The organism is Sulfitobacter sp. LC.270.F.C4, assembly GCF_032922545.1.
Lineage (GTDB): Bacteria > Pseudomonadota > Alphaproteobacteria > Rhodobacterales > Rhodobacteraceae > Sulfitobacter > Sulfitobacter profundi.
In genome coordinates, this window is sequence record NZ_CP136691.1 from 52,929 (window position 1) to 71,393 (window position 18,465).

Annotated in this window: 18 protein-coding genes and 2 pseudogenes; 3 read left to right on the forward strand and 17 right to left on the reverse strand. The window is 60.0% G+C overall.

Annotation, left to right across the window (positions count from 1 at the left end):
* Nucleotides 1–8: 8 nt before the first annotated feature.
* The 8 genes from R1T45_RS03580 to R1T45_RS03615 all read right to left on the reverse strand — a co-directional run bounded on the left by R1T45_RS03580 (nucleotide 9) and on the right by R1T45_RS03615 (nucleotide 6,095).
* Nucleotides 9–776: a type IV secretion system protein gene (locus R1T45_RS03580; RefSeq protein WP_064225010.1), complete on the reverse strand. Its 768-nt coding sequence runs from the start codon at nucleotides 774–776 to the stop codon at nucleotides 9–11.
* Nucleotides 773–1,885: a transglycosylase SLT domain-containing protein gene (locus tag R1T45_RS03585; protein ID WP_064225009.1), complete on the reverse strand. Its 1,113-nt coding sequence runs from the start codon at nucleotides 1,883–1,885 to the stop codon at nucleotides 773–775. Before R1T45_RS03585 ends, R1T45_RS03580 begins: the two co-directional genes overlap by 4 nt.
* Complete coding sequence (locus R1T45_RS03590) at nucleotides 1,882–2,091, reverse strand: hypothetical protein (RefSeq protein WP_082894842.1); 210 nt, start codon at nucleotides 2,089–2,091, stop codon at nucleotides 1,882–1,884. The genes R1T45_RS03585 and R1T45_RS03590 overlap by 4 nt, the downstream gene beginning before the upstream one ends.
* A complete protein-coding gene (locus R1T45_RS03595) occupies nucleotides 2,088–4,517 on the reverse strand; it encodes a type IV secretion system protein B4 (protein ID WP_233501450.1) in 2,430 nt (809 codons plus the stop codon). Before R1T45_RS03595 ends, R1T45_RS03590 begins: the two co-directional genes overlap by 4 nt.
* Nucleotides 4,456–4,734: a type IV secretion system protein VirB3 gene (locus tag R1T45_RS03600; RefSeq protein ID WP_037931006.1), complete on the reverse strand. Its 279-nt coding sequence runs from the start codon at nucleotides 4,732–4,734 to the stop codon at nucleotides 4,456–4,458. The genes R1T45_RS03595 and R1T45_RS03600 overlap by 62 nt, the downstream gene beginning before the upstream one ends.
* A 111-nt stretch (nucleotides 4,735–4,845) precedes the next feature.
* Entirely contained in the window at nucleotides 4,846–5,127 is a 282-nt protein-coding gene (locus R1T45_RS03605) for a TrbC/VirB2 family protein (RefSeq protein ID WP_009574106.1), read from the reverse strand.
* 16 nt (nucleotides 5,128–5,143) lie between these two features.
* Nucleotides 5,144–5,701 (reverse strand): lytic transglycosylase domain-containing protein, encoded by a 558-nt coding sequence (locus R1T45_RS03610; protein WP_037931001.1) that lies wholly within the window; start codon nucleotides 5,699–5,701, stop codon nucleotides 5,144–5,146.
* Nucleotides 5,702–5,780: 79 nt separating this feature from the next.
* Nucleotides 5,781–6,095: a hypothetical protein gene (locus tag R1T45_RS03615; protein ID WP_037930998.1), complete on the reverse strand. Its 315-nt coding sequence runs from the start codon at nucleotides 6,093–6,095 to the stop codon at nucleotides 5,781–5,783.
* Nucleotides 6,096–6,227: 132 nt separating this feature from the next.
* Here R1T45_RS03615 and R1T45_RS03620 point away from each other — a divergent pair, with 132 nt between their 5' ends.
* Entirely contained in the window at nucleotides 6,228–6,806 is a 579-nt protein-coding gene (locus R1T45_RS03620) for a hypothetical protein (protein WP_037930995.1), read from the forward strand.
* On the opposite strand, the gene R1T45_RS03625 is transcribed toward R1T45_RS03620, so the two are convergent.
* The 8 genes from R1T45_RS03625 to R1T45_RS03660 form a co-directional block, all read right to left on the reverse strand.
* Nucleotides 6,800–7,000 carry a hypothetical protein gene (locus R1T45_RS03625; RefSeq protein ID WP_009804208.1) on the reverse strand — a complete coding sequence of 67 codons (201 nt, stop codon included), beginning with the start codon at nucleotides 6,998–7,000 and terminating at the stop codon, nucleotides 6,800–6,802. The two genes, R1T45_RS03620 and R1T45_RS03625, sit on opposite strands and share 7 nt — an antisense overlap.
* Nucleotides 7,001–7,065: 65 nt before the next feature.
* Nucleotides 7,066–7,287, reverse strand: coding sequence for a helix-turn-helix domain-containing protein (locus R1T45_RS03630; protein WP_037930992.1), 222 nt, complete (start codon nucleotides 7,285–7,287; stop codon nucleotides 7,066–7,068).
* Nucleotides 7,288–7,605: 318 nt separating this feature from the next.
* Nucleotides 7,606–8,805 (reverse strand): 3-oxoadipyl-CoA thiolase, encoded by a 1,200-nt coding sequence (pcaF, locus tag R1T45_RS03635; RefSeq protein ID WP_009804213.1) that lies wholly within the window; start codon nucleotides 8,803–8,805, stop codon nucleotides 7,606–7,608.
* 2 nt (nucleotides 8,806–8,807) lie between these two features.
* The gene (locus R1T45_RS03640) at nucleotides 8,808–9,728 is read right to left on the reverse strand and encodes an electron transfer flavoprotein subunit alpha/FixB family protein (protein WP_009804214.1); all 921 of its coding nucleotides are present in this window, start codon (nucleotides 9,726–9,728) and stop codon (nucleotides 8,808–8,810) included.
* Entirely contained in the window at nucleotides 9,728–10,486 is a 759-nt protein-coding gene (locus R1T45_RS03645; protein WP_009804215.1) for an electron transfer flavoprotein subunit beta/FixA family protein, read from the reverse strand. The genes R1T45_RS03640 and R1T45_RS03645 overlap by 1 nt, the downstream gene beginning before the upstream one ends.
* A 76-nt stretch (nucleotides 10,487–10,562) precedes the next feature.
* Entirely contained in the window at nucleotides 10,563–11,318 is a 756-nt protein-coding gene (locus R1T45_RS03650; RefSeq protein WP_009804216.1) for an SDR family NAD(P)-dependent oxidoreductase, read from the reverse strand.
* 72 nt (nucleotides 11,319–11,390) lie between these two features.
* Nucleotides 11,391–13,028 (reverse strand): flavin-containing monooxygenase, encoded by a 1,638-nt coding sequence (locus tag R1T45_RS03655; protein ID WP_009804217.1) that lies wholly within the window; start codon nucleotides 13,026–13,028, stop codon nucleotides 11,391–11,393.
* 115 nt (nucleotides 13,029–13,143) lie between these two features.
* Nucleotides 13,144–14,046: an alpha/beta hydrolase gene (locus R1T45_RS03660; RefSeq protein ID WP_017468330.1), complete on the reverse strand. Its 903-nt coding sequence runs from the start codon at nucleotides 14,044–14,046 to the stop codon at nucleotides 13,144–13,146.
* Between the two features lie 287 nt (nucleotides 14,047–14,333).
* Here R1T45_RS03660 and R1T45_RS03665 point away from each other — a divergent pair.
* Nucleotides 14,334–15,361 (forward strand): annotated as a pseudogene (locus R1T45_RS03665) (IS110 family transposase).
* Between the two features lie 324 nt (nucleotides 15,362–15,685).
* Nucleotides 15,686–16,434, forward strand: a pseudogene (locus R1T45_RS03670) (IS5 family transposase); the annotation flags it as partial.
* Here R1T45_RS03670 and R1T45_RS03675 read toward each other — a convergent pair.
* The gene (locus R1T45_RS03675; RefSeq protein WP_037930989.1) at nucleotides 16,422–18,461 is read right to left on the reverse strand and encodes an FAD-dependent oxidoreductase; all 2,040 of its coding nucleotides are present in this window, start codon (nucleotides 18,459–18,461) and stop codon (nucleotides 16,422–16,424) included. The pseudogene R1T45_RS03670 and the gene R1T45_RS03675 overlap by 13 nt on opposite strands.
* Nucleotides 18,462–18,465 lie beyond the last annotated feature (4 nt).

Sequence of the window (18,465 nt, forward strand, 5' to 3'; positions counted from 1 at the left end):
CGACGTGCTCATGGATCCACCGCCATCGAGCGGAACTTGCGCTCATCCGCGAGGGTCGCGGCATCGACGACGCCAAGCTGGCCGGCACTGACGCCCTGGGCCGCTTCCAGCCGCCAGATTTGAGTCAGGATGATACCCAGCTCGGCGGTGACGCGGGTGTTGAGATCGACGGCGGCTTTCAGCCCGTCCTGATCGTCGATCAGCCCGACCATGGTTTCGAGCCGTTCAAGGCTCTGGCCTGCCTCTTCGTGGCTTTCCTGCGCCGCGACGGACAGCATGGCGCTGGCTCCGGCGGAGGCGGCTATGCGGTTGTCGGCGGGCTGATCCGATCCCGAGAGCGTGCTCAGGCGCTCCGAGGTGAAGCCGCTGCCCGACAGCACGCGCTCGACGGAGGCCGAGAGTTCCGCACCGGGATTGAAGCCGCTGAGGAAATCGCCGCTGGCCAAGGACTGCGCGGTGTTGAGAGGAGCCACGAGCTTGCCGCGCAGCGCGCGGAATTCCTCGACTGTTGCGAAGAGCTCGCCCAACCCGCTGCCCTCGATCAGCGAGGTCAGTTGCGCCTCAAGGTTTGTGAGCTGCGACAGCTGGGTTTCCAGTTCCAGCCGCATGGTGGCGAGTTGCTGCATCTGGACATTTAGATCCTCAGCCATGTGTTCGAGCTGGGCGACGAGTTGGCCAAGCTGCGAGCCATCGAAGGTCGGCACGCCCTGAGCCGTGGCGGGCCCGCTGAGCCCGAGCGCGGTGACCGCGGCGGCGGTCAGGAGAAGGTGTCTCATTCGGGAACTCCCATCTGCATGAAGTCGCGTTCGGCCAGACGGTCGGCGACGAGGTGCTGCGCATAGGCCGCCTCGCGCTGCTGGTTGGCGGCCATCAGCCGGACGCGAAGGTTGAGGATGCGGCCGATCTCGGCCTTGGCGTAGGTGTTGAGCTCCCAGGCCGCCTTGGCATTGGGCTGCGCATCGATCTGCAGGATGATCGCGCGGAGGCGGTTGATGACCTGTTCGGTGGTGGCGGAGCTGTCCGCGGCGTAATAGACGCCGGCCTCGGAGATGCTGGCATATTCAGCCAGCGCAAAGTCCGAGGGCGAGAGCGTGCCGAGCGCGTCGGCCCCGCCCACCACGGCGAGGTATTCGTTGTAGAACTTGGAGATGTTGCGCACGTAGCCTTGGGTCTCGGCAAAGGGCGGCACACCGCCATATTCGATGACCCGACCGGGGCCTGCGTTATAGGCCGCGAGTGCATGGGGGATGTTGCCGAAGCGGCCCAGCTGTGTGGTGATGTAGCGCGCGCCGCCGCGCAGGTTGTCCTTCACGTCGTAGCGGTCGACGCCGAGATCGGAGGCGGTGCCGGGCATGAGCTGGGTCAGGCCATAAGCCCCGACTGGGCTTTGTGCTGTGACGTTGAAGCGGCTCTCCTGCTTGATCAGGGCCTGGAAGAGGCAGCGCCACTGGGTGGCCGAGAGACCGGCACGGGCCACACCGGGCGCGCCCGCGAATTCGCCCGCCACCTCGACGATCATCATCTCTACCGTCTCGCGGCCCTCGCCGAAGAGGCGGCTGTTCATGGGGCTTGCATCGGTATTTGGATAGACCGCCGCCACGCCGAAATCCGCATTGCCCTCGAGCGCGCGGATATCGAAGCCGGGCCCGGTGATGGCCGCCGTCATCTCCTCGAGGACGCGGAGCTGGTCGGCCTGCACGTCCGCCAGCGTGGACTCTGTCCGATCCTTGTCCTGCTGGACGCCGAGGTCTTCAGCCAATGCCGTCACCCGCGCGATGGCGCGCCCGATCGCGGAATTGTCCTGCGTCGGCACCCCCTGGGCATGGGCGGGCATGGCGCTGAGGCCGAGGCAGAGCCCGGCGGATATGATCGCGGCACGGCTCATTCCGGACGCGGCAGGTGTTCAAAGATGCAGTCAGACTTTGCAGCCTGCTGGACCGGAGCGCCCATGGTCGAGAAGGAGAGGGCGGCGCGCGTGACTTGCGGCGCGCCATTGCGTCCGAAGCAGGGCGAAGTTTTCTCGGTGTATTTCTCGCAAGCGGCCAGAAGGCTAGCGGCGGCGCAAAGCGCCAGGATGGGTTTTGAACTCATATCACATGTCTCCAGAAATCGGGATTGGCGCGCCAATCGGCAGGCACACGCGCCTCACCCGTGGCGCCGCCGCCAAGGATGGGAAGGAGGTTGCCCAAGGCGGAGAGGTCGGCGTCGACGAAGACGCTGTCACCCGCCGAGCGAACGAGCGCGATGCGCTGGCCAATGGTGGGCTGGACGAGGAGCGCGGCCTCCTTGGCGTTCACGCGCAGGAAGTCGTAATCCGAGACGGTGGCGCGGTCGTTGGGAAAGAGGATTTGGGTTGGCACCGTCTCGACGATGGTCTTGCCGACGCGGCTGTCGCGCAGCTGGCTCGGATATTGCGTCATCATGATCACGACGCAATTCATCTTCCGAAGTGTGACCAGCCAGTTTTCCAGCCGCGCCCCGAAGTAGGGATCGTCAAGGAGCTTCCAGGCCTCGTCGAGCACGATGATGGTGGGACGGCGATCCTCGACCACGCGTTCGATCTGGCGGAAGATGTAGGAAAGCACCGCCATGCGCTCGGTCGTCATGTCGAGAATCTCGGTCATGTCGAACCCGATGATGTCAGCAGCCAATTCAAGGCCGGCCCCGTGCTCCGGCGCCTCAAAAACCCAGCCATAACGCCCGCCGGGGGCCCATTCGGCGACGCGGGACTGCAACTCGCCATCGTCATCGAGCGACTGGAACAGGGTCTCGAAGCTGGAAAACTTTTGGAGCGCGCTCCCGGCATGGGCGTTCTGGGTCACGGCGCTCTGGATATGGCGCGACTGCTCGCCGGTCAGCGTGCCACCCTGTGTGAGAAGTGTCACGAGCCAGTCCGAGAGCCAGGCGCGACCACGCTCGTCGGTCTCGGTCATCAGCGGGTTCAGACCTGTCGGCACGCCTGCGCGGATTTCGTTGTAGCGGCCGCCGAGGGCGCGCACCGCCATCTCGAGGCCGCGATCCTTGTCGAAGAAGAAGAGCCGGGCGCCGACCCGCTGTGCCTGCGCTGCGAGGAAAGCGGTGGTCAGCGTCTTGCCGGTGCCGGTGCGCCCCAGAACCAGGGTATGGCCAACGGTCGGTTCCTTGCCCGGGCTACCCGTCTCGTGGAAATTAAACCGATAGCCCGAGGTGCCAACCGTCGGCAGGACCGAGATCGTCTGGCCCCAGGGCGACTGGTCAGGACCACGCCCCTCGACGCTTCCGTGAAGGGCGGCGAAATCCGCGAAATTGATCGAGGAGATCGGCGTCTTGCGCGCCCGGTAGCCGAAGTTGCCGGGGGATTGCGCGAAGTAGGTGGCTTTCAGCGCCATGTTTTCGCGCACGATCACCGACATGATCTCCTGGCCGACGCGTTTGATCTGGGCGGCGGCGCGTTCGAGCGTGTCGCGGTCTGGCGCATAGACCGCGATGGAGAGGTGATGATCGCCAAAGGCAATGCGGCCCGCTTCCTGATCGTCGGCGGCTTGGCCGAGCTGTTCACGCAGGGAGACGGCAGCATCGTCGGAGGCATACATCTGACGGATGATGCGTTGAATGCGTTCGGCCATGATGTTGTTCGGGATCGGGCTGAAAGAATTCGTCAGCACGATGTCGAGCGGCAGGTCGAGCGCATCGAGCAGCGTGACGTCCGTGAGGGCCGGATAGGTCTTCATGGAAAAGAGCGCGCCGTATTTGACCTGACCGGTCACGGCATCGGTCAGGGTGACGACACCGCCGTCAAAGGTGGCGCGGCAATTGCTCAGGGTGTGCGAGAGGGGCAGGGCGCTTTGCCCGAAGGCGATGGGGGAGAAGCTGCCTGCGTTCAGCGTGTTGAGATAGCCCAGCCATTCACCGCCCGTGCGGGTCAGCCGGACCGGGTTGGCCGAGGAGAGCGCTACCTCGAAGAAGCCCATGACCTCGTTCAGTTCCTGCATCCGTGTCGCGCGGTCCTTGACCCAGGCCTTGCGGGCCAGTGCTCGCAGGAGCGGGATGCGGGCCGAGATATCGGGCCGCCGGATGACACTGAGATAGAGCTGGCGCTTTGCCGGGCGCAGGTCTTTGACATGGGCCTGCCATCGGGCGTCGATCGCGGCGGCGAAGCTGTCACCCTCGATGGGGCGCATGCCGAGATCCTGCGGGACCGAGATCCGGTGAATGTAGAAGCCGAAGGCGTTACCGGTCTGGGCGACGATGGCCGCGACCGCGCGTTTCAGGGCATCGAGCCGGGCGTCCTCAGTGGTCATCGGGTTCAGACCATCAAGGCGCAGGGTCGCCAAGAGATCGCCCTCGCGCAGCACCATGACATCGTCATCGGCGAGGGCAAAATACGGCAGGTGTTCGGCGAGATAGCTCTCCCGCGCGAACTCCCCGCTGCCGGCCTGGAGCAGAGCGGTTCCGTGAGTGGAAAGTGTGCCTGCATCAAGCGCCAAAGCTGTCGCCTCCGTGCAGGGCCCGGTTCTTTGTCGGGCGTACCGAGCCATAGGAGACGTGCAGCACCTCGAAAAAATGCGGCTCTCGGTCGGCGACGAACCAGAGGATCGGGTAGGCGACGAGCCCGATCAGGAAAAAGACCATCGACTTCGTCCAGATGAACGGCAGAACGACCCCAGTCGCCAGAACCACGAGGTATCCGACAGGGAGACCCAGATACTTGGGCGGACGGGCGAGGCCCAGAAAGAGGGGGGATCGTTCTGCCATTGGGTGATATTCCGGCTTAGAAGAAATTGTGTGTCCGGAGAGGGACCCGAGGCAGCGTTTGCGAAGCACAACGCGTTCGGGGCGCTCGTAGGACGCTATTTTGCCGGAATGTCACGAGAAGCCGTCGACGATGGTGCCGGCCGAGAAGATCAGCACGATCCCGATGATGACCGAGGCGAACCAGCCCCAGTTCAGCCGTCCCATCATACACATGAAGCCGGTGCCGATCACGGCGAGCGTGGCGACCGCGATACCGATCGGACCAGTCAGTGCGGCCTCGACGGTTTCCAGCATGGTCTGGATCGGCGACAAGTCTTGCGCGAGAGCGGGCGTTGCGAAAGCCGCCAGGGTTGTGGCGGCGGGCAAGAGGCGGCTGAGGCGATGTCGAAGCATGCGAGATTCCCTTGTTTTACTGAAGTTCGATGAGGACCGGCGCGCGGGCGGGCATCCGGTCTGCGATGCGGATGTCCGGAGCTGAAGCGGGAGGGCCTGCCAGCCGGGACCGGATCCGGTGGATGCGCGCGATGTAGTCGCGGGTCTCGGTGAAAGGCGGGATGCCGGAATACTCGACCACCCTGTGCGGCCCGGCATTATAGGCTGCCAGCGCCAGGTCGATGTCCTTGAAGGTGGCAAGCTGAGCGAGCAAATAGCGCGCCGCGCCATCGAGGTTCTGGGACGGATTGCGCGGATCGACCCCGAGTGCGCGCGCCGTGTCGGGCATCAGTTGCCCCAATCCATAGGCACCTTTCGGGCTCATGGCGGCCGGGTTGTAGCCGCTCTCTGCCTCGACCAGGGCGCGGAACAGGACCTGCCAGTCACCCGCCTCAAGGCCAACCTGGCGTAGAGCACGGTTACCTTCATGTCGGACTGCCGTAGCTTGGATCAGGGAGAGGATATCGTGGCGACCGGAAGGCGGCGCGGCTTCTAGTGACGCAAGTACGATCTCGGCCTCAGCCGGTTCGTCCAACCCAGCCCAAGCAGGGCGCTGGCCATGGAAGGTCCAGCCGGAGGTCCGGGCTGTGCCGTCGCGGCCGAAGGCGATGACGTCAGCCGCGCTCCTCGAGGGTAATACTGTAGTCAGGACCAAAGCGCAGATCGCGCCCGTCACCGAACTCGAGATGATGTTTGAAGAGCCCCGGCCATATGTTGAAATACCGCGGCTCAGGCCCGTGTGGGGTGATCCGGGTCGAGACCAGAATGGCTTCCGGTTCGCCCTCGCGCAGGTAGATGCACTGGTAGCGCGGCTTGCCATCGTCCGTGAACCCCACGAGTTCATACCGGCAGCGGTACGCGATGCCCTCCTCCTGGAGGTCTTTGACACCATCGATGGTGATCAGGATCTGGTTGCGCGCTATCGGCATGTTTGGACTCTCCCGTTGAGAGCCCTTCTACTTCACGACACTAAGGCCATAAAGTCATATAGAGTCAATACGACATATTGCAGAAAAATACAAATTGCACGATAGTTGCCGCAACTTTTGCGGGAGAGTGGCATGAAACGTCAGATGATGGCGGCGATAATCGGGGTGTTTGGTGCTCTTGGTGCCCCTGAGAAAGCGCAGGCCTATGATATCGACTGCGCCATCATGCTCTGTATGGCGGGAGGTTTCCCCCCGAGCGCGGTCTGCGCGCGGGCCTATCGCACCATGATTCGTCGGATCACGCCCTGGCCGAGTCTACCGCCCTTCGGGGTCTGCACCTTTGCCCATGTGCCGGTCGAGCTGGGTGGGCCTGGCGGGGAGGGCGAGCTCGACACCAACCTGCCGGAATACGAATGGCTGAACCGCACCCATGTGATCTGGTTCACCGGGCGATCCTACGAGCCGCGCGACGAGCCGCGTCAGTGGGATTGGTCGATCCGCTCCTGCGATCGCGAAAACCGGACCTGCCGCTACATCCAGCGTGTCTACGGCTCCCACACCCCCTGGCCCGCGACATTCGTCTCGGAAAGCGGTCAGGAGATCGCCTATCCGAACGGTGGTGGCCTCTGGCACTTCTACTCCCGCAGCATCATGGTCGAATACGGCGACTATGAGGGCAACTTGGGCCATTCGGAGTGGTTTTCCTACTGATCTGAGCTGTCACTGGGCGTCAGGGAAAACGGGCGCACGATGGCAAGACTGGCATCAAAGCGTTCCGGATCGACATGCCAACGACGGCTCACCGAGCCATCATTCCAACGGTAATCGGTGAACAGGTGAATCTTCTGCGTCCCGTCGTTCAGAAACCCTTCCTGGAAAGGCCAGCCTGTCTTTCTCTTCGCCATGTATCCGCGCCACTCGTACCGTTTTTGCCGTTATGTCTCTCGCGTTGGGGGACGGGATCAAAGCCTCAGGAAACGGACTTGCGCTTCGCGAAGAGTTCTTCGGGGTCGACATTGAGCGCCTTGGCGATGCGTTCGAGAAGGTCGAGGGAAGCCGCGAACTTGGCGTTCTCGACCTTGCCCATATGGCCGCGGCTCACTTCGGCCCGATGAGCAAGCTCCTCCTGGCTGAGGCCGCGGGCGCGTCTCAATTCCTGGATGTTCAGTGCTACACGGTCCCGCAAGTTCATGCCCGCGAAACGGGCACGATGCGCGAAATATCGCCACGCGATATATGTTACATTCGGAGGCGCAGAGAAGAAATGTTTGAGCGGCGCGAGATCGCCGAAATGGGATGCCTGCCGAAACGCAGGTCACGGGATTATCCGTCTCGCAAACATTTTGGGCCGTTCAATCGTTCTTTCTGAAAAGGGCGGCACCGGCAATACCGGTGCCGCCAGTTGGTCGTCCACAGGGAGGTTCAAGAGGACGAATTCTACAGCGAAATTTGAGGTCAGCCAAAAATCGCATAAGAGAACTTATGTTAGTTTTGTGGTTGTCGCGGCACCTCAGACAGCTTCGAGCGCGATTGCAATCCCCTGTCCCACGCCAATACACATGGTCGATAACGACTTTTCTCCAGGTTTGAGGTCCAGCATCGCTGAACCAGTGATGCGGGCACCTGACATGCCAAGCGGATGGCCGAGAGCAATAGCGCCGCCGTTCGGGTTCACGCGGGCGTCATCATCCGCGATCCCCAGGTGCCGTAGTGTGGCCAGACCCTGCGAAGCAAAGGCTTCGTTAAGTTCGATTACCGAGAAGTCTTCTTGTTTCAGTCCAAGTCGCGCCATCAGCTTTTCCGACGCCGGTGCCGGCCCGAAACCCATGATGCGCGGTGCGACGCCCGCGGTTGCGCCGCCCAAGACCCTTGCGATCGGTGTGAGGCCAAATTTTTTTGCGACGTCGCTGGTGGCAAGGATCAATGCTGCGGCACCATCGTTCACGCCCGAAGAATTCCCAGCGGTTACAGTGCCGTCCGCTTTTACGAAAGTTTTCAGTTGGGCGAGCGCTTCCAAAGTCGTACCCGCGCGAGGGTGTTCATCCTGTACGACGATCTTTGGCTCCCCCTTTCGCTGAGGAATCTCTACCGGGACAATTTCACGGGCCAAACGACCGTTCGCCATGGCATCTCTCGCCTTTCGCTGCGAACGCATGGCGAAGGCATCTTGGTCGGCGCGGTTGATGCTGAAGTCTTCCGCTACGTTTTCGGCCGTTTCAGGCATGCTGTCGACGCCGTATTGACTCTTCATCTGTTTATTGACGAAGCGCCAGCCGATGGTGGTGTCTTCAGCAGAATTTTCGCGCGAGAATGCAGTTGTAGCTTTTGGCATCACAAACGGAGCACGAGACATGCTTTCCACACCGCCAGCAACAATGAGATCGGCTTCTCCAGCTTTGATCGCGCGGGCGGCTGTGATTACGGCGTCCATACCCGATCCGCACAACCGGTTCATCGTCGTGCCAGGGACACAATCCGGAAATCCCGCGAGTAGCAGCGACATGCGTGCGACGTTGCGGTTGTCCTCGCCCGCCTGGTTGGCGCAGCCGAAAATCACTTCGTCAATGGCCGCTAGATCTAGCTTCGGGTTTCGGCTGGCCAGGGCCCTGAGTGGGATTGCACCAAGATCGTCGGCTCGCACAGAAGAAAGCGCGCCGCCATAGCGACCAATTGGTGTGCGGATGTAATCGCAGATGTAGACGTTTGTCATTCTTAGAGTGCCTTTGTCATATCCGGGACGGCGTCGAGCAGGTCTGCGACCAGGCCGTAGTCGGCGACCTGGAAGATCTGGGCCTCTTCATCCTTGTTGATGGCGACGATGACCTTGCTGTCCTTCATGCCTGCAAGGTGTTGAATTGCCCCGGAAATCCCGACCGCGATGTACAGCTCGGGCGCCACGACCTTGCCGGTCTGGCCGACCTGCCAGTCGTTCGGTGCGAACCCGCTATCCACCGCCGCGCGCGAGGCGCCGACCGCCGCGCCCAGCTTGTCGGCCAGGCCCTCGATGATCGCGAAGTTCTCCTCGGAACCGACGCCGCGACCGCCCGAGACCACGATCTTGGCCGAGGTCAGTTCCGGACGATCCGACGCCGCGACCTTGTCCTCGACCCAGGCGCTCAGGCCCGCGTTGCCGGCCGCTGCGATGGCCTCGACGGCGGCCGAACCACCCTGGCCAGCCGCGTCGAAGGCGGTGGTGCGGACGGTCAGTACCTTCTTGGAATCGTTGGACTTTACCGTCTGAATCGCGTTGCCCGCGTAGATCGGGCGTTCGAACGTGGACCCGTCCACGATGGCGGTGACGTCCGACAAAACCATCACGTCCAGCAGCGCCGCGACGCGCGGCAGGATGTTTTTCGCGCTCGCCGTGGACGGAGCAACGATATGTTCATAATTGCCTGCCAGGCTGACCACCAGATCGGCGACCGGCTCGGCCAGGCCGTTGGCATAGGCGGCGTCATCCGCCACCAGAACCTTTGCCACGCCGTCGATCTTCGACGCGGCCTCGCCTGCGGCAGCGGGGCCCGCAACCAGAACGGTCACATCGCCCAGCGATTTGGCAGCGGTCACCGCCTTGGCGGTGGCGTCCAGCGCCAGTGCACCACCGGCGATTTCTGCAAGGAGAAGAACAGCCATTACACGATCCCCTTTTCTTTCAGCTTCGACACCAGCTCGTCGACCGAGCCAACCATTTCCCCGGCCGAACGCGCGGCGGGCTCTGCCGTCTTGACGACGGTCAGGCGCGGCGTGACATCGACGCCGAAATCGGCGGCGGTCTTTTCGTCCAGCGGTTTCTTCTTGGCTTTCATGATGTTGGGCAGCGAGGCGTAGCGCGGCTCGTTCAGGCGCAGGTCGGCGGTGACGATCGCCGGCAGCTTCACCTTGATGGTCTGCAGACCGCCGTCCACTTCGCGGGTCACGACGGCATGCTCGCCCTCGATCGCAACCTCAGAGGCATAGGTCGCCTGACCCCAGCCCAGCAGCGCCGCCAGCATCTGGCCGGTCGCGTTCATGTCGTTGTCGATCGCCTGTTTGCCCGCGATCACCAGGCCCGGCGCCTCGGCGTCGATCACGGCCTTTAGGATCTTGGCCACCGCCAGCGGCTCGATATCTTGGTGCACGTCGTCGGCGGCCACGACGAGGATCGCCCGGTCCGCGCCCATCGCCAGCGCCGTGCGCAGCGTTTCCTGCGCCTGTTTCACGCCGATCGACACGACGACAAGCTCGTCCGCCTTGCCCGCTTCCTTCAGACGGATCGCCTCTTCAACCGCAATCTCGTCGAACGGGTTCATCGACATCTTCACATTCGCGAGACCAACTCCGCTACCGTCCGCCTTAACGCGAACCTTCACGTTGTAATCAATTAGGTGTTTTATAGGTGCAATTATTTTCATTGGCGTTTATCGTCTTGGAAATTTGCAATGGCAGTAACGGCCCGGGTTCCAGGCCGTTACTTGGGATGTGTCTCTGTCAATTCGCAGTATAACCGCCATCTACTACAATCTCTGCTCCGTGAACGAACGATGACTCATCCGATGCGAGGAACAGGACCGCATTCGAAACCTCTTCAGGTTTGCTTGGCCGCTTGAGCAGCGTGGCCCCCAGAATTGCCTGCCGGGTCTCTTCGTCGGCGTGTAGCAGATCTTTTGTCATGGGAGTATCGATGACACCGGGATGGATCGAATTGACACGTATGCCACTTTCGGCCAGGTCGACTGCGCAGGATTTGGTCAACATCCGTACGGCGCCTTTGGATCCAATGTAGGCTCCCGCCGAAGCGGCACCAACAATCCCATAGATTGAAGAAATATTGATAATTGATGCTTTTTCGGTCTCTTTCATCAATGGAACCGCGGCTCGGATACCGAGATAAACACCGCGTACATTGACGTTGATCGTCATGTCAAATTCGTCAGGCGAGGTTTCGTGGAGCGGCTTCAGAATGAGAATGCCAGCGTTGTTCACTAGCACATCAAGTCGACCAGCACTTGATTGCACCGTGGAGATGACATTCTTCCAATCTTCTTCAAGCGTCACGTCATGCTGAATGAATTCCGCCTTCCCTCCGGCTCCAATGATACCTTTTACTACGCTTTCACCCGCTTCCGTATCACGGTCGGTTACAAATACATGCGCGCCTTCACGTGCCAGCGTTTCACAATGGGCTTTTCCCATGCCCATGGCGCCACCTGTTACCAGTGCGACTTTTCCGGATACCCGTCCCATAGTTCTCTCCTGAGTGTTCATGAACAAATTTAATTGTTTCCGCCGGGTTTTCTTAATGCCCGACGGAATTCTTTACACCTTCTCGGCAGTGCGGTCGCGGATCAGGGATGTATAACCTTCCTCCTTAACCGCACTAATGGCATTGCGATAATTGCCAATCCCGGCCATGTAGAACATCACCGCATTCTTCTTTCCGGGGATATTTGCGCCGAAGATCCAGCTTTCAGCTTTGGGGAAGAGTGTCATGTCGGCGATTTCACGGCAGGTGCCAACCCAAGCGTCGCGCGCCTCCACGGTTGGCTCCACACTTTGAACCCCCTCTTCTTCCATTGCGCAAATCGTGTCAGCGATCCATTCAACTTGCGTCTCAATGCTGGGGGGCAGGTTAGTGAAGGGGCCATTAGGGCCAAGGATCATGAAGAAGTTAGGGAAGTCTACCTCCATCATGCCGAGGTAACCGAGTGGGCCTTCCTTCCAAGTGTCGCGCATGGTCACGCCTCCGCGTCCGCGGAGGTCCATTTTGACGTAATTGCCGTCGACCGCATCGAAACCAGTGGCAAAGATTACGATGTCAAGCTCATGCTCCTCGCCGCTTTCGAGACGAATGCCGTTCGGAGTGAACTCTGCGATCGGATCGGCCTTCACGTCGGCGAGGGTCACGTTGTCTCGGTTGTAGACCTCGTAATAGTTGTTTCCGCAAAGCGGGCGCTTGGCGTAAAGGTCCTTCGGCGTCAGTTTCTCTGCGACCTTGGGGTCCTTCACGATTTGCTTGATCTTGCCCTTGATGAAGTCAGCGGCCGCATCATTGGCCACTTGGCTGGTCGCAATATCGCAAAAGGTGCCAAACATGAAATAGAAACCACCGCCGCGCTGCCAGGCGGCTTCGAAGACCCGCTCCCGTTCCTCGGGCGAGGCGGTTTCGGCGGGTTCGGCGCTTTCTTCGAAGCCGAAGGCCACAACAGAATTCTTCACTTGATTCCAGATATTATCGTAGTTCGCCTTTTGCTCGGCGATGGTAGCATCGTCTTGCGGGGTGTTCCCAATCGGCACGACATATTGTGCAGAGCGCTGAAAAACAGTCAGGTGTTTTGCAATTGGTGCCGTTGCAGTGATAACCTGAACACCCGTCGAGCCGGTGCCGATAATGCCCACGCGTTTGTTGCTCAAGTCCACTCCCTCGGGCCAGGCACCTGTGTGTAAGATACGGCCTTTGAAATCATCGATGCCCTTGAATTTTGGAACATTCGTTGCGGACAAGAGACCGAGGCCAGTGACAAGGTATTTTGCGGTAACTGTCTCACCACTATCAGTGATCACGTTCCAGAGACCGGTTTTTTCATTATAGTGCGCGCCATCCACTTTGGTGTCGAACTTGTAGCTGCGTCGAAGATCGAGATGATCCGCTACCTCGTTCATGTATTCGAGGATCTCGGGCTGGGTCAGATACCGGGTTTTCCAGCGGCCTTTTCGAAGCAACTCTTTGTCAAAAGAATAGCGATAGACATAGCTTTCCGTGTCTGACAGCGCACCGGGATATCGGTTCCACCACCAGGTGCCGCCAACGTCACTGGCGCTGTCATAGCCCCGGACGTTCAGTCCCTGCTCGTTGCGAAGTTTGTGGACAGCGTAAAGCCCGCCGAAGCCCGCGCCAATGACGACTGCGTCAAAATCCGCTCCGACCGTTTTAGTATTCTCAGTCTGAATGTTCATATCACTCCTCCCAGAGTAAGACCGCTCCGCCCCGCAGATTGCGGGTGAGATGCTAGATGAATGTTTCGTAGGGGTTTGTCTCGCACCGCACCGCAATGCAGTGCGAGTACAGGTCTCAGAGGGCCCGATACCATGCGGCGATGCGACCAAGTTCCTCGTTTGCCTCGGGCGCGCGTCCCGAAAGCGCGGGAAAGACATGCTGCATGCCTTCGACGATAGACAGGGTCACGTTTACGCCCTGTGCCTTGGCCTTTTCGTGCAACCGTTCGGCATCGCTCTTAAGCGTCTCGGCCCCTCCGGCATTGATATAGAGCGGCGGGTAACCGGTGAAATCGTTCTCCAGCGGGTTGGCCAACGGATTAAGCGGATCCGTGCCTTCACCGAGGAACATCCCCGCCATCGCTTCGAGGATCGGTTTGCCGACTAGCGCATCGGTTTCCGCGTTGGTTTCCAGTGTTTCCCCGCGCATCGCCATGTCGAGCCAGGGCGAATAGGCGATGACCGCTCCGGGCAGTGGCAACCCAAGTTCGCGTAACTTCAGCACGCTGGCGATGGCAAGATTGCCGCCAGCACTGTCGCCAGCCGTCAGAATATTTCTTGCCTTGAAACCCTTATCCAGCAGCGCTTTGTATGCGGCTACTGCATCTTCGATCTGCGCCGGAAATGGGTGCTCGGGTGCGCGCCGATAGTGCAGGATCACCGACGTAACCCCAAGCACCTTAGCGAGGTGCCCTGCCATTTTTCGATGACTATCGGCTGAGCCGACGGCAAAGCCGCCACCATGAGTGTAAACAATTACACGCGAGGTATCTGCCCCGGCTGGTAGGGCCCAGATAGCCTCAACTCCTCCGACATGATCGCTTTTGTAGCTAACGTTTTCCGGCTCTAGTGCGGGCTGCCCCCATTCATCGAACATGCTGCGCAGGTTCGCGATCGTCAGGTCTGGGTTCTCGACCATCTGATCGGTCCAATTCTGATAAAGCGCCCGCAGCGTATCGGCTTCTCTACTGATTTCCATGTTTATCCTCCCAAGCATAACATTTGGCAAAGCCACCAACTGACGTCGCCAATCTCGAAGACGTCAAACGGTCAACGGCATACGCCAATTATCTCAGAGTAAGGGCGAAAAATGCGCCATGTATTGAACAATACTGCTTTGGAAATAGTATGATCGTGCTCAGCCTGTCGTGAGGCAGATATGCCCGTTACTAGGCTCTGTTGATGGCGTGGATACCCCCTCCCGACGGCATCGCAATGTGCCACTATGATGAGCGTTAAAAGCCATCACAGAAGGAAGGAGCATCTATGTCCGAAATTAAAATTATCGGTGTCGACTTGGCAAAGCGCGTTATCCAGTTGCATGGTGCGTACAATGATGGGTCAGTCGCGTTTCGCAAAAAGCTTTCACGAGGCCAGTTTCTCGCGTTCGTGGCGCAGCAACCCAAATGCATGATCGCCATGGAGGCGTGGCCACGGCGCATGGCTGGGGCCGCGAATTTGAGAAGCTGGGGTGCGACGTGCGGTTGATACCGCCGGTCTATGTGAAGCCGTTCGTCAAACGCCAGAAGAATGATGCGACCGATGCAGAGGCCATCTTGGAGGCTGCATTGCGTCCAACCATGCGCTTTTTCGCAGTGAAGACGGAAGATCAGCAGGCCCGTGCCATGCTGTTTCGCACGCGGCAGATGTTTGTCGGCCAGCGCCCCCAGATGATCAACGCTTTACGCGGCCACCTCGCCGAACACGGATTGGTCGCGGCCCGCGGGCCTGCCCATCTCAAGCGACTCGCGGACGCAATCGCAGGTGATGACACCGCGCTGCATGCTGAGGTTCGTGACCTCGGCCGGATGTATCTGGGGCAGATTGAGGGGCTGAATACGCGTGTTGCAGAGCTTGACGCGAAGATGCGATGTGCCGCCAAGAAAGCCGACTTGGTGCGCCGAACACAAACCATGCCGGGCGTGGTTCCTGTCACGGCGCTTGCGATCGAGACATTTGCCCGTGACCTGGCCACCTTCCGGCGCGGGTGCGATTTTGCCGCCTGGCTTGGGCTTGTGCCGAAGCAGCACTCGACGGGCGGCAAAGCCCGGCTCGGGAAGACCTCGAAGATGCGACAGCGCGACTCCGGACACTCTTGGTCTCTGGCGCTATGGCTGTCCTCCAGGCTGTCGAGCGGTTTAACACACCGAATAATGGCTGGCTGAAACGCCTACTAACCCGCAAGCCGCGCATGGGTCGCCGCGATTGCGCTGGCCAACAAGATGGCGCGTGGCCTCTGGGCCATCATAATGAAACAAGAGGATTACCGGAATCCGGTGGCGGCGATGGCATAGCGAAGACGGCATGCCACGACGTCCCGGTAAGTTGGGAGTGTGAGGAGGTCACTGAAAAGTAAGGGCGAAGGATCGATCAGATCCGGGTCAGAGAAAGCAGCATTTGTGCAGGAGCCACCGAGCTCGGTTTGTTGATATGCCTCTGGTCCGCGCATCGCCATACCGGCCCGCGGTTACATCAGCGCCGCACACAGAGGCCTGATACATGACCGCACCCGATCACACGCTCGCGCCGTTCAAAAAATCACTTGCACCAATGGGGGCATGCATGCACAAATCCCGTGTCGGACTCATCTTATGAATCCAGCGTGGTAGCTGAGGTGCATGAGCAGACCGACAACCCCGACATACAAGACCATGAACTGGCCCGCTTATAACGAAGCGCTCAAGCGCCGTGGCTCGCTGACGATCTGGTTTGACCCCGAGATGAGCTGGGAGGCCGTGCCGACAGGCAGAAGAGTTACAGCGACGCCGCGACCCAGACCTGTCTTTCGATGAAGGTCCTGTTCGGCATGGCCTTGCGACAGGCGACCGGGTTCGTCGAGAGCCTGTTGCGGCTGATCGGTCTCGACTGGACGGTGCTCGACTTCAGCACCCTGTCCCGGCGCCAGAAGACCCTGGCCGTGAACATCCCGTATCGCGGCTCCAAAGGGCCGTTGCACTTGTTGGTGGACAGCACGGGGATCAAGCTTGAAGGTGAGTGGCATGCCCGCAAGCATGGCGGCCCCAAGCGACGGGTCTGGCGCAAGATCCACCTCGGGATCGACGAGCAAACGTTGGAAGTGCGCGCTGTTCAGATCACCGGGAGCCACATCGGTGACGCTCCAGTGTTACCCAACCTTCTTGAACAGATCCCGGCAGACCAGCAGTGTCACGGCTGACGGTGCGTATGACACACGAAAATGCCAGGACGCGATTGCGGACCGTGGCGTCCACGCCGTTATCCCACCAGGTAAGAACGCAAAGTCTTGGAAGACCATCACCGCCTAAGCCGCGTCGAGACGAAGATGCACTGTGTTAAGTTGCTGGGGCAGCGCCTTATGGCGCGGGACTTTGACCGTCAGGTCGCGAAAACCCTTTCTAAATAACGAGGCACCCTCCAGTCGCAAGGGTCCTCTTTGACAAGCGCGCTAAACAGCGCGGCCAACCGATCCTTGCCGATATTTTTGGCGTGGTGCATCAGGCCTCCCCGCCAGCGGGGAAATCCGTAGCCGTGAATCATTACTAGGTCGATGTCTTGCGGTTTTTCTGCGACGCCTTCGTCAAGGATATCGCAGGCTTCCGCCACCATTGCGAGCAAGAGCCTTTCTACGATTTCGTCAGCTGAGAACTCCCGGCGAGTGAAGTTCATTTCTTCTGAGACACGGAGTATTTCGCTAGCGACCAGCTCCGAAGGTGAGGGTTTGCCGTCCGGCCCATAGTCGTACCATCCGGCGCCCGATTTGCGTCCTAGGCGTTTGTGCTTTTCGACCAGCCGCTCGACCAAGGGCATGTGACCACAGCAGTTCCCTTCTGCAGCGGCCTTGCGACGGATATTCGCGTAGGCGATGTCCAGCCCCGACATGTCCTGTGCAGCATATGGACCCATCGCCATACCGAATCCGCGCATAGCCGCGTCGATCTCGTCGACAATAGCCCCCTTCACCAGAAGGCGATTAGCGGCGTGACGGTAGCTAGACAAAATTCGGTTTCCGATGAAGCCATCGCAAACACCAGACAGTACCGGGATTTTACCAAGCCTGCGCGCCAGCACAAATGCTGCACCTAATGTATCGTCTGACGTTCGGTCGCTCCTGACGACTTCCAGAAGCTTCATAATATGCGCAGGACTGAAGAAATGAATCCCTACAAAGCGTGCTGGGTGCTTCAACCCATCAGAAAGCCGATTTACATCGAGATAGGATGTGTTTGTGGCAATAATCGTCTCGGGCGGCAGAGCACCTTCGAGTTCGGTCAAGATCGCGCTCTTGACCGCAAAATCCTCGAAGGCCGCCTCGATTGCTAGATCGGTTGGTGGCAGAGCGTCATAGCCTGAGACCGTAACCAGCCGGTCCTCAACCGCCTTTCCCGCATCGGGGGACAGAATGCCGCGACTGATACCCTGATCAATCAGCTTTTGCAGGTTTTCTCTGGCCCACTCTGCGGACGAGGCACTGCGTTCGACGACAGTCACCGAGATCCCTGCGGTCGCTAGCGTGTACGCAATAGCTGCTCCCATATTACCACCACCGACCACGATGGCGGTTTCAGCATCTCGGGAAGGTCGGGGGTAGGTGCGCCCCTTGTTGGTTGCGGTACGCTCGGTGAAGAAAACGTGCCTAAGGGCCCGCGCCTGATCCGAGGCACGAAGGTCCAAAAACGCAGCGCGCTCGCTGGCCAGTGCGTCGTGCAGCGGCGTCATCGCGCTGGCCGCGACCAGGTCCACCGCAACATGCGGGGCATTCTGGCCAGGCATACGCCGCGCTACCTGCGCGCGGGCGACTTCCGCTGCGAAGTGGTTTGGCATTGGTGAAGGAAGATTGTCGGGTGCCTGTGCCGCCTCTAGAACAGCGTCATCGAGAGCTATGGCCGCGCCAAGCGGGTCATCGGCTAGCAGCTGGATCAGTCCTATTTTCAGTGCCTGCTCGGCGGAAACAGCCTTCCCGGTGACGATCATGTCAAGCGCAGCTTCAATACCGATAAGTCGCGGCAGTCTTTGGGTTCCCCCTGCGCCAGGCACGATCCCCAAGTTTACCTCTGGCAGGCCCAGTTTGGTAGAAGTTGAGGCGATGCGATAGCAGCAAGCCAGAGCAATCTCTAGTCCCCCACCAAGCGCAGCCCCGTTGATGGCTGCGATAGTCGGAATCGGAAGGTGCGCAAGTTGCAACAGCACGTCATTTAGTTGTGGATCAACAGGCAACTGTCCGAATTCCTTCGCATCCGCGCCCGCGACGAACGTCGTTCCTGCGCCGGTGATAATCAGCCTGGTAGCGCCAGTTTCGAGGACTTGGAAGATACATTGTTGTATTCCAGCCCGAACCTCCGCGTTGATTAGGTTAAGCGGCGAATTGTCTATGGTCAGAATTGCTGCGCCATTTGAGAAGCTTAATTCAACAGGCATGGGC